The sequence below is a fragment of the Streptomyces sp. NPDC044061 genome, assembly GCF_056434305.1.
Map to the genome: position 1 here is coordinate 307590 of NZ_JBWKFL010000006.1, position 13889 is coordinate 321478.

The following is a 13889-nucleotide window of genomic DNA, read 5'->3' on the forward strand; positions in this document are numbered from 1 at the left end:
CGGACGTCGGCAGACCAGAGGCGCGGCCGCCGACGACTCCAGTGGCCCGGCTCTGTCAGAAGAGGCTGAGCAGGGCCTCTGCCGGGTCCGTCAGGCCGTGTTCGCCTCCGGGCAGCGGGAGTTCGAACCAGACCGTCTTGCCGCGCGGGGTGCGGCGGGAGCCCCAGGCCGCGCTGAGCAGGCCGACCAGCTGAAGGCCCCGGCCGCCCTCGTCCGTGTCGCGGGCGCGCCGGCGCCGCGGCTGGACGAGGCCGGAGTCCCAGACCTCGCAGACCAGGGTGCGGTCCAGCAGCAGTCTCAGCCTTATCTCGCCCTCGCCGTACCGCAGCGCGTTGGTGACCAGCTCGCTGACCAGCAGCTCCGTCGTGTCGACCAGGGGCTCCAGGTCCCAGTCGAGCAGCTGTGCCCGGGCGTACTCGCGCGCCCGCCCCACACTGCGCGGCTCGCGCGGCAGCGTCCAGTCGCCGACGGAGTCCTCGGGCAGGCCCTGGACCCGGGCCATCAGCAGGGCGATGTCGTCCTCGCCGTGGTGGGTGTCGAGGGTGTTGAGGACGTGGTCGCAGACGTCCTCCAGGGGACGGGAGGGGTCCGTGAGCGCGCCCACGAAGGCCTGGAGACCCTCGTCCAGAGGGTGGTCGCGGGACTCGACCAGGCCGTCCGTGTAGAGGGCGAGCAGGGCGCCCTCCGGGAGTTCGACCTCGACCTCCTCGAAGGGCTCGCCGCCCACGCCCAGCGGCATTCCCGGCGGGACGTCGAGCATCAGGGCCGCCTCGCCGGGTTCCACCAGCACCGGGGGCAGGTGGCCGGCGTTGGCGAACGTGCAGCGTCTGGTGACGGAGTCGTAGACGGCGTACACGCAGGTCGCGAGGTAGACCTCGGAGAGGTCGGCGTCGCGCGGCTGGCGGGCCGCGCGGGTGGCCTGCTGGACGCCACCGGGGGTGCCGAGGCCGCGGGCGATCTCGTCCAGCGCGGAGAGCACCTCCGCCGGTTCGAGGTCGAGCAGCGCCAGCGTGCGGACCGCCGTACGGAGTTCGCCCATCGCCACCGCGGCGCGCAGCCCCCGGCCCATGACGTCTCCCACCACCAACGCCGTGCGGTGACCGGGGAGTTCTATGACGTCGAACCAGTCGCCGCCGACCTCGGTGGCCGCGTTGCCCGGCAGATAGCGGCAGGCGATGTCCAGACCGGAGGCCTCGGGGTCGCCGGGCGGGAGCAGGGACCGTTGCAGTATCAGGGCGCGTTCGTGTTCACGGCGGTACAGGCGGGCGTTGTCGATGCATACGGCGGCACGTGCGGCCAGTTCGACCGCGAGGTCCCGGTCGCGGTCGCCGAACGGCTCGCTGCCCTTGGTGCGGGAGAACTGGGCCAGCCCCACGACGGTGTCGTGGGCGACCATCGGCACGGCCAGCGTGGACTGCACGAGGCCGCCGTCCTCGGCGGGTACGTGCTGCGGCCGGGCGGTGCGCAGGGCGTCCGCGCAGGGCGAGTTGAAGGGGAAGTGGTGCACCGCGCCGACCGCGACGGACTCCCCCGAGCCGATGAAGGGCGCGTCCGAGACGGCGCTCGCGAAGGCGACCCGGCGCAGTTCCGCGCTGCCGTCGGCGAGACCGGGCGGGGTCTCGTCGCCGGCGAGCAGGCCCTGGTAGAGGTCGACGGTGGCGAGGTCGCAGAAGCCCGGGACGACCACGTCGAGGAGTTCGCGTGCCGTGGTCTCCAGGTCCAGGGAGTTCCCTATGCGGGCGCCGGCCTCGTTGAGCAGGGCGAGGTTGCGGCGGGCGGCCGCCGCCTCGCGGGCTGCGGCGCGGCGGGCGGTGATGTCGGTGCCGAGCCAGGCGATGCCGATGGGCCGGCCGCTGCCGCTGTGCACGCGGTAGAGGTTGACGGACCAGTGCCGGCGCTCCTCGGAGCCCGGGACGAAGCCCGTGACATGCATGTCGGTGATGGAGTCGCCGCTCTCCAGCACCCGTCGCAGGGTGGCCGAAACCCGCTCTGCCTCACCGCGCGGCAGATAGTCGTGAACTCCCTTGCCCCGGTGGTCGTCCGGGGTTCCGCCGAAGATGGAGGCGAAGCGCATGTTGGCACGGCGCACTCGGAGGTCGCCGTCGATCAGCAGGAAGCCGAACGGGGATTGACCGAAAATGGCCTGCGAGGCGGCGAGGTCGGTCTCGATGCTGCGCAGGGTGCGGACGTCCACGACGATGCAGACGGCGGCCTTGTCGCCCTCGGCGGTCCGGGTGGGCATGACGTAGACCTCGGCGAGCCCCTCCTCGCCGCGCCGCCCGTCCAGATCGTCCGGGATCCGGAAGGGCACGACCCCGGTCCACTCCCGCCCGTCGAGGATCTCGGCCATCTTGTGCTGGCCCCGCTCGCGCAGATCGGGGTCGACGAAGGCCTCGATGGGGTCCATGCCGACGGCGCGTTCGGCGGGGACGCCGAAGAGTTGCTCGGCGCGCAGGCTCCACTGGTCGACCAGGCCCCCTGGACTGATGGAGAAGGACGCGACCTTGATGTAGTCGTACATGGAGCCGGGCGGGCTGCTCTGCCACACGGTGGCGCCGGGTGCCGCGGCAGCCTCCGCGGCCCGGCCCCTGGCGCCGTCCGACGGGTCCTCGGACTCCGTGGCCTTCGCTGGTATCTCGCTCACGCGAACCGTCCCCTCCAGCTCACCGCGCCCGGCACCGGTCACCGGGGGCGGCTGCCCGCAGTATCCAGCACTACGGCGCCGCACGACACGGTGTTCACGATCACAGCTCGGTCCAGGTGTTTTTCGGACCGGACTGCGAGAACACTTCCAGTCTTCTAACCAGGGAACACGCCCTCGAATCACGCACTCTCGCCCTCGTCACCGACCCGGATCGCGCGGTGGACGGCGTACGCCGGGGTGTACACCGGATTCACCCGGGCACCGCGAGCTCGAACCAGACGGTCTTTCCGGTGCCACCGGGCCGGGTGCCCCAGCGCAGCGACGAGCCCGCGACCAGCTGCAGACCGCGGCCGTTCTCGTCCTCGTCGTGGGCGACGCGCTCGCGCGGCGGGTCCGGGAGCGGGTCGGAGACCTCGACCCGCAGCGCGCCCTCGAGCCCGGCGGCGCGTACCAGCCGTACGCCGATGGGGCCGGTGGCGTGTCGCAGGGAGTTCGTCACCAACTCGCTGACCAGCAGCGCGGCTAGGTCGGCGAGGCAGTCGAGGTCCCAGCCCTGCAACTGGCCGCGGACCGCGGCACGGGCGTTGCGCACGGCGCCCGGTTCCGCGGGAAAGGTCCATTCGGCGCAGTCGCCTTCGGTGTCGATCACGCCGATCACTTCCCAGGCCAGCGAGCCCACCCATGTCCGGTTTCATGGGGTTAATGGGGACATACCCGGTATCCAGAGGGCATTACCGCGCGGGACGGTGCACTGTGGCACGAACGGCGTACGGGCCGCCGCGCGCACCGGCGCGAGCGCCGGGCCGCGGGTTACGCCCTTCCGTCGCCCGGCCCGGCCGGGAACAGGGGCAGCGAACCGATCTCCCGCACCGCCGCCACGTCCTGGTCCAGCCAGTTCACGTCCCAGACCTCGGCCGGAGTCAGCCAGCGCAGTTCGTCGTGGTCCTGGAGGGGCCGCGGGGCGGCGGAGCCGGGGCGCAGGCGCGCGGTCCACACCCGCAGGACATAGGGGGATCTCAGGGGCCACTCCCCCGGCACCCGCTCGACCGGTTCGGCGTCGACGCCGAGTTCCTCGCGCAGTTCGCGCACCAGGGCGTCCTCCGGCCGCTCACCGGTCTCGACCTTGCCGCCGGGCAGCTCCCAGCGCCCGGCCAGCTCGGGGGGCGCGCTGCGGCGGGCGGCGAGCAGCCGGCCGGCGTCGAGCAGAGCGGCTCCCACCACCACGATCCGTTCGGTCATGGGCCGGAGCCTACGGGAGGCGCGCCAAGGGTCAGTTGTGGGCGCCGTCGCCGTTCTGGCCGATGCGCTCGACCCAGTAGAGCTGCTTGTGGCCGCGGTCGTCGAGGCTGTCGGCTATCTTCTGGGCCTCGGCCCGGGTCGCGTACCGTCCCACGCGGTAGCGATTGCCGTTGTCGTCCTGCCGTATCACGATCCAGGGCAGGGAGACCGTGCCCTCACTCATCGCCCCCACCGTTCCTTCTCGCATTGCCCCACCCTCCCCCACACCCGGCCGCGCTCGTGCGGGTGGAATCCCAGCCCGTCCTGGGCCCCCGCCGTGCCCCGCCTGAGGAAACCCCGATCCGCATATGCCCGAGCGTACGCCCTACCTTCACGGAGCGAATACGCCTTTTCACAAAGAGGTACGCAACCAGCCAGAACGCAGGGGGCGCACGGTGTCGAACGCGCCGTCCGGCGTGCCGATGTCGTGGGTCGGGGGCATACCGGGCGGACCCTGGACCACCTGGGAAAACGGCCGGATTGCAACGGACCACAGGAGGTGGGGGCCCGGGTCGCCGCGCCTGGATGCCGGCGCGAGGGGCGTGCCGGGGTGTGCGCTACTTCACGGGGAGGTGGTACGCGACGCGGTAGCGGTCGGCCGGGATCACGACGTCGGCGGTCTCCACCGGGCGGCCGGAGGCGTAGTAGGTGCGCTGGACGACGATCACCACATGTCCGGGGACACCGCCCAGGACCTGCAGTTCCTCGGCGAGACCCGGGCGGGCGCCGACCTCCTCGGTGACGTTGTCCACGATGACGTCGATGGCCCGCATGCGTTCGACGACGCCCATGCCGCCGAGCGGGCCCTCCTCGGGCAGCATCACGGGGCTGCGGCCGGTGACGGCGAGCGGCTCCCAGGAGGTGGAGAGCATCATCGGCTCCCCGGCCTCCCGGAACAGGTACTTGGTGCGCATGACCCGGTCGCCGGGGCTGATGGCGAGCCGCTCGGCGACGGCGGCGCCGGCCTCGGCCTGCCGGCTGCTGGACTCCCAGGTACCGCGCACCGCGGCGTCGGCCTGTTCCTGCCGGAAGGGCGTGGCACCGCCGGACGGACGGAACCCGGAGCGGGCCACGCTCCGGGGCACCTGCCGCTCGCGCACGTACGTCCCCGACCCGGAGCGGCCCTCGACCAGCCCCTCGGCCATCAGCACCTTGCGGGCCTCCAGCGCGACCGTGTCCGAGACGCCGTACTCCTCGCGGATGCGGGCCTGTGAGGGCAGCCGGGTATGGGGCGGAAGTGAACCGTCGACGATCTTCTTGCGGAGATCACCCGCGACACGCAGGTAGGCCGGCTGCTCACCGAAAGTCACTGGCCGCTCCCATCAGGTTGTACAGACAGCAACAGCCTGGCAACCGTGGGTTGTGCCGTGCAAGCGAAGGCCAGAGAATCACTCGATGTGATGACATGTGGTCGCTGAGGGCTTTACCCAGGCACTTTCTCCCCGCTATAGCCGCGGTCACACCTCCGCTCGATCACACCGCCATGCCGTCTCCGCTGCCGCCGGTGTCGCCCGAGCCGCCGACACCGCCGTCACCGCTGTCACCGCCGTCGTCGGCGGGCGGGGTGGTCTCCAGGTCCAGGACGGTGCGCACGGGGACCGCCTCCTTCGGGTCGAGCAGCCCGAGGCCGGCGTCGTAGTGCCGGTAGAAGGCGTCCGCGTCCTTCGCCTTGGCGGCCTTCGCCCACTCGGCGCGTGCCTTGTCCAGGTCGGCCGTCAGGGCCGCGACCGGCCGGCGGGCGGCGGCGGGCCAGGTGTGGCCGCGCAGCATCCCGGCCTGCTCGGCCAGCGCGGCCGTCATCCGGCCCGCCCACGCCTTGTGGCCCGGCAGGTCGTCCTCGACGTACTCCGAGTCCGGGGCGGTGGCGAGAGCCGCGTTGAGGACGTGAGCGGCCTTCAGATAGGCGACCTGGTCGGCGTCGAGGACGGTCTCGTCGTTGCGCAGCGAGCCGGTGAGGTCGCCGCCCTCGGTCGCGTTGCCGAACACGCAGGTGACTTCCCGGTCCCCGGTCGACCAACTGTCCTCGGTGGGCGTGAGGTAGTACACGTCGACGTCGCCCGGCACGGCCCAGCCGTCCATCGCGTAGCCGTCCTGGAGGCCGTAACAGCGCTCGTCGGCGGTGCCGGTGACCGAGTCGTCGCCGGGGTAGGGCCCGTCCTTCAGCCGGAACGAGGCGAACACCTCGCCGTCGTGCTCGCCCGAGCAGGGGACCTTGTCGACGTCGTACGTCTCCCCGCTCAGCCGCCCGCCGGGCGCGTCGAAGCACTCGCCCTTGACCAGCGAGATGCTCGCGCCGCCGCGCGCGCCCTCCTTGACGCCCTCCCAGAAGTCCGAGGCGCCGCCCGTGGCCAGCATCAGCGCCCACAGCGCCAGCCCGATCCCGGACAGCACCGCGCCGCCGACCGCCAGCCCCGTGCCGCGCTCGCCCCGCCGGCGGATCTGCCGCAGCGCCACGAGCCCGAGCACCACGCCCACGCCCGGCAGGCAGCACAGCACGCCGAACACCAGGGAGACGATGGCGAGACCGTTGACGGGCGCCGGCCGGTTGTGGGGGCTGTAGCCCTGCGTCCACGGCTGGTACGGCCCATAGGAGACCTGGGGGACCTGCGGATACCCCGGCGGTCCGTACGGCCCCTGGGGGTGCGGCTGGGGTGGCTGATACGGCCCTTGTGGCTGGTGGGGGCCGGGGGGCGGGGGTATGGACACCGGTACCGTGCTCCTGGGTCGGGCGGCGGCAGCACAGGACCGGCGAGGGACCGGCGGCTGGACTGACGTACGACTGGGCGCATGGTAAGCGGGGCACGAGTGGGGGCGGAATGAGGGCGGGAGCCCGGGTGGAAAGCCGGACGGGGAGCACCACCGTGCGGGCGGTGAACGGGCTCACCGCACGGTGGGCGGCTGGGGCTTCCGGAGCCACGGTCCTCTCGGCGGCCGGGGTCTGGCCGCTGCTGGCCCTCCTGGCGGACGGGGCGACGGGGGCCGCGCGGGCGGAGCTGGCGGAGGCGCTCGGCGTGCCGGCGGATCAGGCGGGCGCCGCCGCACGGGAGTTGCTCACCGCGCTGGAGTCGGTGTCCGGTCTTGACGCGGCCCTCGGGCTGTGGACGCACGACTCCCTCCGCCTGCGCGAGGAGTGGCGGGCCGGGCTGCCGGCCCGGACGCACGGGGTGTTCGGTGCGGACCTCGTCACCGCGCAGGAACGGCTGGACGCCTGGGCGGCCGGGCGGACCGGCGGGCTCGTGGAGCGGATGCCGGTGACGCTGACGCGCGAGGCGCGGATGGTGCTGGCCAGTGCACTCGCGCTGCGCACGGACTGGCGGCAGCCGTTCACCGAGACGGTGCTGCGCCCGGAGGCCGGTCCCTGGCAGGGCCGTTCACTGCTCGGACTGCGCCGCCGGAGCGTCCGGCCGGACCGGGTCGGCGTGACGAGCACGCCGGACGGCTTCGTGACCGCGCTGACGGTGCCCGGCGACAACGGCATCGACGTGCACCTGGTGCTCGGCGAGGAGCGGATGACGCCGGGCCAGGTGCTGACGGCCGGGGTCGGGGTGGTGGAGCGCGCGCTCCCGGTCACCGGGGGCGGCCGGCTCCCGTTCGGGCACGCCGGGCCCGGCCTGCACGTGGAGCGAGAGCCGGCCGTCGCGCCGGAGCCGCTCACACTGGACGTGCGGACGGTGGCGTACGAGGTGCGCGCCGACCACGATCTGCTGGCGCTGCACGCCCTGTTCGGGCTCACCACCGCCCGGGACGCCGGGCAGGGCCACTTCCCGGGCGTCAGCACCATGCCACTGGCCGTCCAGGCAGCCCGCCAGTCCGCCCTCGCCCGGTTCGGCGCGCTCGGCTTCCGGGCGGCGGCGGTGACGGCGGTCATGCCGGGGTACGGCGCCGGTGTCCCGCAGTACCGCCACGAGACCACGGTCGTGCGGGTGTCCTTCGACCGCCCCTTCGGCTTCCTCGCCGTCGACCGCGAGTCCCGGCTGGTGCTGGTGGCGGGCTGGGTGACGGATCCAGCGCCGTATCCCCTCAGGACGCGTTAGCGACGCCGCGCCCTGTCCGAGGACGCCGGCCAAGGGGCACTCACGCGGGAGCGGAAGGGTCAGCGGGGGCGGGTCAGGGCGACGTACGCGGGCACGGACAGGACGATCGACAGGTCCAGCCGGGCCGCGTTGAAGTAGATCCGGTCATGGGTCAATAGGCGGGGATCGACGACCAGTTCCAGGTCCGGGTGGAAGGTGAACGGTACGGCGAAGGGGTCGGGCTCCGCGGAACCCGACCCCTTCCGGACTGCTCGCTCGGACGTCGAAGCGGAACTCCAGGGCGGCAGATCCGCCGCTCAAAGCGCCCAAGCGGTCAGCAAATCGCCCGGGCCGTAGTCGGCATCGAGCCCCGGACAGTCGGCTCCGCTGCGCGAGACCGCCACGACTGGAACGGGTTCGTCGGTGAGCGCGGCGCGGTGCCGGTGAAGGGACGCCAGGTCGTGCCGGTCGAAGGGAGATTGCTCCAGCCACTTGATGGAGCCGACGAAGAGCAGCTCCTTGGCAATGGGGGCGCGGTCCGCCCCGACGATGTCGATCTCGACGTCGTTGGTGCGGGTCCAGTAGCCGCCCACCGCGGGGGCCGCGGGGAGCCGGTCGTCGGGCAGTATCCGGGCGAGCGCCTCGCGGATGAGCGGCTCGATCGCCCGGCCGCGCCAGCTGCTCCAGCTCTCCCGGATCCGCGCCAAGGTCAGATCGCCCCGCCCTCGCTCGATCTCCTCCATGGACGGGCCCAGCAGGTGCAGCCAAAACCGCAGGTAGGGATCTGTCACCCGGTAGCGGCGGTCCTTCGACGGACGCAGCGATACGGGCAGCTCCGCGGCGACGATCCGCTTGTCGGTAAGCAGCTCCAGCGCTCGCTGCAGCGGCGTGGCCCCGATCCCGCCGGCCGCACGCGCGATGTTGGTGAAGGTCCGCTCGCCACTGCCGATGGCCGCCAGCACCGTACGCGCCTGAGCCTGCGGGGGGAATTCGGCGGCCAACGAGCGCTCGGCCGACACCAGCAGGGCCGAGACGGGGTCAGTCAGGGCCTCGCCCAGGAAGTCCCACAGCCCCGCGCCGTGCGGCCACTCCGCGCAGATCAGCGGCAGCCCGCCGGTGACCAGCGCGGCGTCGAAGGCTTCCGCTGGTTCCAACCCGAGCATCCTTCCCACCTCTGCGGGGTTCAGCGGCCCGAGCACCATCTCCCGGCCACGCTGATGGAAGGGTCGCCCGTAGCTGTTCAGAGCCTCCATCATCGACAGATCGGAGCCGATGAGGACCAGCAGCACTGGCTTGGTCTCCAGCACCCGGTCCCACGCCCGTTGCAGCATCCCCTCAAAGGCACCATCGACATCCATCAGGTACGGCACCTCGTCGATGACCAGCACGCTCGCCCGGTCGGCGGGTAGCGCCGCGGCCAGCACATCGAACGCGGCATCCCAGCTCTCCGGCCGTGCGGCGGCCACCAGCCGCGCCAGCGGCAGCGTCGATGCCTGGGCGTCCCGGGCCAGCCGTGCCAGATCGCTCCCAGGGGACGCGCCGGTCGCCGCGTAGAACAAGAACGGGACTCCGGAGCGCTCCGCAAACCGCTCGACCAGTCGCGACTTGCCCACCCGGCGCCGCCCCCGCAACATCACGCACCGGCCGGGCCGCTCTCCGCCAACCCCTGCCGCCACCTTCTGCAGCTCTCGCTCCAGCGTCGCCAGTTCCTGCCGACGGCCTACAAACTCCACCATGCCTGTCGACCCCCACACATGACACTAATGTCGATGTTAGTAACATAGATGTTAGTGGAGCACCTTCGCCAGCTGTCGCTCACGGCCACGAGTGCGGCCACCAGGATGTCCTCGCCGGGGCGGAGAAGCGCACGGAATGGTCCTGGACCGCGGTCGCGCCGATTGCTCCCGCCGCAACGGGAGGGCAGGCTTCCAGCGTCGGCGGGCACGTGGCCACTTCAGGCCCGGGACCTGCCCCTCCTCGGCTGAGAGACGACGCCGGGCGGACGCGAAGACGGGGCGCTCGCCCCACCCACTCCCTCTCGCCAAGCACCTCACGGTGCACGACCCAGCACGGGCGCTTCACATCGTCCCAGCACCATCCCGGCACGGGAAGAGACCAGGGGCCCGACCCCGAGGAGTCGGACCCCTTCTGATCTGCACGTTTATCCAGACCGGACGTGGTGGTATTTCACCCGCTACACATTGAAGCGGAACTCCACCACGTCCCCGTCCTTCATCACGTACTCCTTGCCCTCCATACGGGCCTTGCCCTTGGCGCGGGCCTCGGTGACCGAGCCCGTCTCCACCAGGTCCTCGAAGGAGATGACCTCGGCCTTGATGAAGCCCTTCTGGAAGTCGGTGTGGATCACACCGGCCGCCTCGGGGGCCGTGGCGCCCCTCTTGATGGTCCAGGCGCGGGACTCCTTGGGGCCGGCCGTCAGGTAGGTCTGCAGGCCGAGGGTGTTGAAGCCGACGCGGGCAAGGGTGGCCAGGCCCGGCTCGTGCTGGCCGACGGACTCCAGCAGCTCCAGGGCCTCCTCCTCGTCCAGCTCGGCGAGGTCGGCCTCCAGCTTGGCGTTGAGGAAGATCGCCTCGGCCGGGGCGACCAGGGCGCGCTGCTCGTTCTTGAACTCCTCGTCGACCAGTTCGTCCTCGTCGACGTTGAAGACGTAGAGGAACGGCTTGGTGGTGAGCAGGTGCAGGTCGTGCAGCAGCTCGTTGCGCTCGGTGCCCTGGACGATCCCGTGGGCGAAGAGCGTGTCGCCCTTCTCCAGGATCTCCTTCGCCTCCTCGACGGCCTTGACCTTGGGAGCGATGTCCTTCTTGATCCGGGACTCCTTCTGGAGGCGCGGCAGGACCTTCTCGATGGTCTGGAGGTCGGCGAGGATCAGCTCGGTGTTGATCGTCTCGATGTCGTCCTTCGGCGAGACCTTGCCGTCGACGTGCACGACGTTCTCGTCCTTGAAGGCGCGGATGACCTGGCAGATCGCGTCCGACTCACGGATGTTCGCGAGGAACTTGTTGCCCAGGCCCTCGCCCTCGGAGGCGCCGCGCACGATGCCGGCGATGTCCACGAAGTCGACCGTGGCCGGAAGAATGCGCTCGGAGCTGAAGATCGAGGCCAGCTTGGCCAGGCGCCCGTCGGGGACGCCGACCACGCCGACGTTCGGCTCGATCGTGGCGAACGGGTAGTTGGCCGCCAGCACGTCGTTCTTGGTCAGGGCGTTGAACAGGGTCGACTTGCCGACATTCGGCAGGCCGACGATTCCGATCGTGAGCGACACGTTGCGACTTCCCGTAGATGAGAGGGGCCAGGGGCTGCCAGGGGGCCAGAGACGCTGGCCGATCCACCAGTCTACGGCGTCCGCGGCGGCGAGCTCGCGGGAGCGTCGCACCCCCGGCCAAGCTCTGTTCGTCGGCGTGTCTGAGGGCCGATTCGACACATAAACAGACCTAAGTTGGCCCAATGGAGCAACGCAGAAGGCGACCCCCGAACGACGCACGGCGGCGCGGCACACCGTCCGCGCCGCTGCCGCGGGCACGACGGCCGGCGGGCGAGCGCAGGTCCGCGCGGGAGGCGGAGCGGGCCGCGGGGCGGGTACGGAGCACCCGGCCGGTGGCGCCGGCCGAGGTGCCGGGCCCCCGGCTCACCGGGCTCGGCGGGGGGCTGTTCTGCGCGGCCGCGATGTTCCTGCTCGGCTTCCTGGACCAGTTGCTGTTCGGGGCGTCCCTGACCTTGTACGGCGTGCTGTTCCTGCCGGTGTGCCTGCTCACCGCCCTGTGGGTGCGCGGCGGCGACCTGCTCACCGCGCCCGTCGTCGTCCCCATCGCCTTCGCGGTGGGCCTCTTCCCCGTCGCCGACGGCAAGGGCGGTCCGCTCGGACGGCTGATGGGACTGGTCACCGGGCTCGCCACACAGGCGGGCTGGCTCTACGGGGGGACGCTGGTCGCGGGGGTGACCGTGCTCGTACGCCGGGTGCTGTGGGTGCGGGCCCGCCGCCACGGCTGAGCCGGGCTCCGCTATCCCTCCCGGGCCTGCGCCGCCCGCATCGCCGCTCCGACGATCCCCGCGTTGTTCTGCAGCTGGGCCGGCACGATCTCGGCTCTGACCCCCTGGACGAAGTGCAGGAACTTGTCGGCCTTGCGGCTGACCCCGCCGCCGATGATGAACAGCTCGGGCGAGAAGAGCATCTCGACGTGCGCGAGGTACTTCTGGACGCGGCGGGCCCAGTGCTCCCAGGTCAGCTCGTGGTCCTCCTTGGCCTTGCTGGAAGCCCGCTTCTCCGCGTCGTGACCGCCCAGCTCGAGGTGGCCCAGTTCGGTGTTGGGGACCAGGACGCCGTCGACGAAGACGGCGCTGCCGATGCCGGTGCCGAAGGTGAGCAGGACGACCGTGCCCCGGCGGCCCCGCCCGGCGCCGAACTGCATCTCGGCGACGCCCGCCGCGTCCGCGTCGTTGACCACGGTCACCGGCAGGCCGCCCAGCCGGCCGCCGAACAGGGCGCGGGCGTCCGTGTCGATCCAGCTCCGGTCGACGTTGGCCGCCGTACGCACCGTGGCACCACCGGTGACCACTCCGGGGAAGGTCAGGCCCACCGGGCCCGTCCAGCCGAAGTGGTCGACGACCTGCTTCACGCCGTCGGCCACGCCCTCGGGCGTCGCCGGGTGCGGGGTGAGCACCTTGCAGCGCTCCTGGGCCAGGTCGCCCTTGTCCAGGTCCACGGGAGCACCCTTGATCCCGGACCCACCGATGTCCACGCCGAAGATCTGCATGGCTCCACGTTACGACGGACGACTGACAGTCACTCGGGTGTTCGGCCCCCCGTACGCCCGGCCCCTCACTCCGCGGCGCTGTCCGAGGCGCCCGACCCGCCGCGCTCGGCGACCAGGGTCGCGGCCTCGTCCCGCAGGTCACGACGGAGTTCCTTGGGCAGCGAGAAGGTGATGGACTCCTCGGCCGCCTTGACGATCTCGACGTCGCCGTAGCCGCGCTCGGCGAGCCACTCCAGCACCTGCTCCACCAGGACCTCCGGGACGGAGGCACCGGAGGTGACGCCGACCGTGGTGACGCCCTCCAGCCAGGCCTCGTCGATCTCGCTCGCGAAGTCCACGAGGTAGGCCTCGCGGGAGCCGGCGAGCTTGGCGACCTCGACCAGCCGCTTGGAGTTGGAGGAGTTGCGCGAGCCGACCACGATGACCAGCTCGGCCTCGGCGCCCATCTGCTTCACGGCGAGCTGGCGGTTCTGGGTGGCGTAGCAGATGTCGTCGCTGGGCGGGGAGACGAGCCCCGGGAACTTCGTCTTCAGGGCGTCGACGGTCTCCATGGTCTCGTCCACGGAGAGGGTGGTCTGGGACAGCCAGACGACCTTCGACGGGTCGCGGACCTCGACCTCGGCGACGTCCTCGGGTCCGTCGACCAGCTGGATGTGGTCGGGGGCCTCGCCGGAGGTGCCGATGACCTCCTCGTGGCCCTCGTGGCCGATCAGGAGGATGTCGTAGTCCTCGTTGGCGTACCTGACGGCTTCCTTGTGGACCTTGGTGACCAGCGGGCAGGTGGCGTCGATGGTGGCGAGCCGGCCCTGCCGGGCCTCCTCGTGCACGACCGGCGCGACGCCGTGCGCCGAGAACATCACGATGTTGCCCGGCGGCACCTCCTCCGTCCGCTCGACGAAGACGGCGCCCTTCCTCTCCAGGGTCTGCACGACGTACTTGTTGTGGACGATCTCGTGCCGGACGTAGATCGGGGCCCCGTACTGCTCCAGGGCCTTCTCGACGGCGATCACGGCGCGGTCCACACCGGCGCAGTAGCCCCGGGGGGCGGCGAGCAGGACACGGCGGCCAGGCGAAGCGGTCATGGCACCCATCGTAAGGGTGCGTTCGGGGGCGCCGGGATCGCGTACCGCCGCGGTTCCGGGAAACCCGTGCGGTCTCTCGAGCAGCCGGACCTCGCGGCCG

The 13889-nt window shown here is 71.8% G+C and carries 12 protein-coding genes; 2 read left to right on the forward strand and 10 right to left on the reverse strand.

Features of this window, described 5'->3' with window-relative positions:
• Positions 1-55 precede the first annotated feature (55 nt).
• From AC07CM_RS12750 to AC07CM_RS12775, 6 genes are all read right to left on the reverse strand, one after another.
• Positions 56-2644: a SpoIIE family protein phosphatase gene (locus AC07CM_RS12750; RefSeq protein ID WP_478876377.1), complete on the reverse strand. Its 2589-nt coding sequence runs from the start codon at positions 2642-2644 to the stop codon at positions 56-58.
• A 250-nt stretch (positions 2645-2894) separates the two neighbouring features.
• Positions 2895-3323, reverse strand: coding sequence for an ATP-binding protein (locus AC07CM_RS12755; protein WP_478876378.1), 429 nt, complete (start codon positions 3321-3323; stop codon positions 2895-2897).
• Positions 3324-3454: 131 nt separating this feature from the next.
• Complete coding sequence (locus AC07CM_RS12760; protein WP_478876379.1) at positions 3455-3883, reverse strand: (deoxy)nucleoside triphosphate pyrophosphohydrolase; 429 nt, start codon at positions 3881-3883, stop codon at positions 3455-3457.
• A 31-nt stretch (positions 3884-3914) separates the two neighbouring features.
• Positions 3915-4106 (reverse strand): SPOR domain-containing protein, encoded by a 192-nt coding sequence (locus AC07CM_RS12765; protein ID WP_020942024.1) that lies wholly within the window; start codon positions 4104-4106, stop codon positions 3915-3917.
• Positions 4107-4479: 373 nt separating this feature from the next.
• Positions 4480-5232: a GntR family transcriptional regulator gene (locus tag AC07CM_RS12770; protein ID WP_478876380.1), complete on the reverse strand. Its 753-nt coding sequence runs from the start codon at positions 5230-5232 to the stop codon at positions 4480-4482.
• 163 nt (positions 5233-5395) lie between these two features.
• Positions 5396-6628 (reverse strand): DUF4190 domain-containing protein, encoded by a 1233-nt coding sequence (locus AC07CM_RS12775; protein ID WP_478876381.1) that lies wholly within the window; start codon positions 6626-6628, stop codon positions 5396-5398.
• A 110-nt stretch (positions 6629-6738) separates the two neighbouring features.
• On the opposite strand from AC07CM_RS12775, the gene AC07CM_RS12780 reads away from it, so the two are divergent.
• Entirely contained in the window at positions 6739-7956 is a 1218-nt protein-coding gene (locus AC07CM_RS12780; RefSeq protein ID WP_478876382.1) for a serpin family protein, read from the forward strand.
• Between the two features lie 296 nt (positions 7957-8252).
• Here AC07CM_RS12780 and AC07CM_RS12785 read toward each other — a convergent pair whose 3' ends face one another.
• The gene (locus tag AC07CM_RS12785; RefSeq protein WP_478876383.1) at positions 8253-9671 is read right to left on the reverse strand and encodes an ATP-binding protein; all 1419 of its coding nucleotides are present in this window, start codon (positions 9669-9671) and stop codon (positions 8253-8255) included.
• A 458-nt stretch (positions 9672-10129) separates the two neighbouring features.
• Positions 10130-11218, reverse strand: coding sequence for a redox-regulated ATPase YchF (ychF, locus tag AC07CM_RS12790; RefSeq protein ID WP_478876384.1), 1089 nt, complete (start codon positions 11216-11218; stop codon positions 10130-10132).
• 182 nt (positions 11219-11400) lie between these two features.
• On the opposite strand from ychF, the gene AC07CM_RS12795 reads away from it, so the two are divergent.
• The gene (locus AC07CM_RS12795; RefSeq protein ID WP_478876385.1) at positions 11401-11943 is read left to right on the forward strand and encodes a DUF6542 domain-containing protein; all 543 of its coding nucleotides are present in this window, start codon (positions 11401-11403) and stop codon (positions 11941-11943) included.
• An 11-nt stretch (positions 11944-11954) separates the two neighbouring features.
• On the opposite strand, the gene ppgK is transcribed toward AC07CM_RS12795, so the two are convergent.
• Entirely contained in the window at positions 11955-12707 is a 753-nt protein-coding gene (ppgK, locus tag AC07CM_RS12800) for a polyphosphate--glucose phosphotransferase (protein ID WP_478876386.1), read from the reverse strand.
• Positions 12708-12772: 65 nt separating this feature from the next.
• Positions 12773-13798, reverse strand: a complete 1026-nt coding sequence (locus AC07CM_RS12805; RefSeq protein ID WP_478876387.1) for a 4-hydroxy-3-methylbut-2-enyl diphosphate reductase — start codon at positions 13796-13798, stop codon at positions 12773-12775.
• Positions 13799-13889 lie beyond the last annotated feature (91 nt).

Coding starts and splice junctions, on each gene's coding strand:
- AC07CM_RS12765 (WP_020942024.1), bottom strand. CDS start 4,106: ATGAGTGAGGGCACGGTCTCCCTGCCCTGGATCGTGATACGGCAGGAC.
- AC07CM_RS12780 (WP_478876382.1), top strand. CDS start 6,739: ATGAGGGCGGGAGCCCGGGTGGAAAGCCGGACGGGGAGCACCACCGTG.
- AC07CM_RS12785 (WP_478876383.1), bottom strand. CDS start 9,671: ATGGTGGAGTTTGTAGGCCGTCGGCAGGAACTGGCGACGCTGGAGCGA.
- AC07CM_RS12795 (WP_478876385.1), top strand. CDS start 11,401: ATGGAGCAACGCAGAAGGCGACCCCCGAACGACGCACGGCGGCGCGGC.
- ppgK (WP_478876386.1), bottom strand. CDS start 12,707: ATGCAGATCTTCGGCGTGGACATCGGTGGGTCCGGGATCAAGGGTGCT.
- AC07CM_RS12805 (WP_478876387.1), bottom strand. CDS start 13,798: ATGGGTGCCATGACCGCTTCGCCTGGCCGCCGTGTCCTGCTCGCCGCC.
- AC07CM_RS12760 (WP_478876379.1), bottom strand. CDS start 3,883: ATGACCGAACGGATCGTGGTGGTGGGAGCCGCTCTGCTCGACGCCGGC.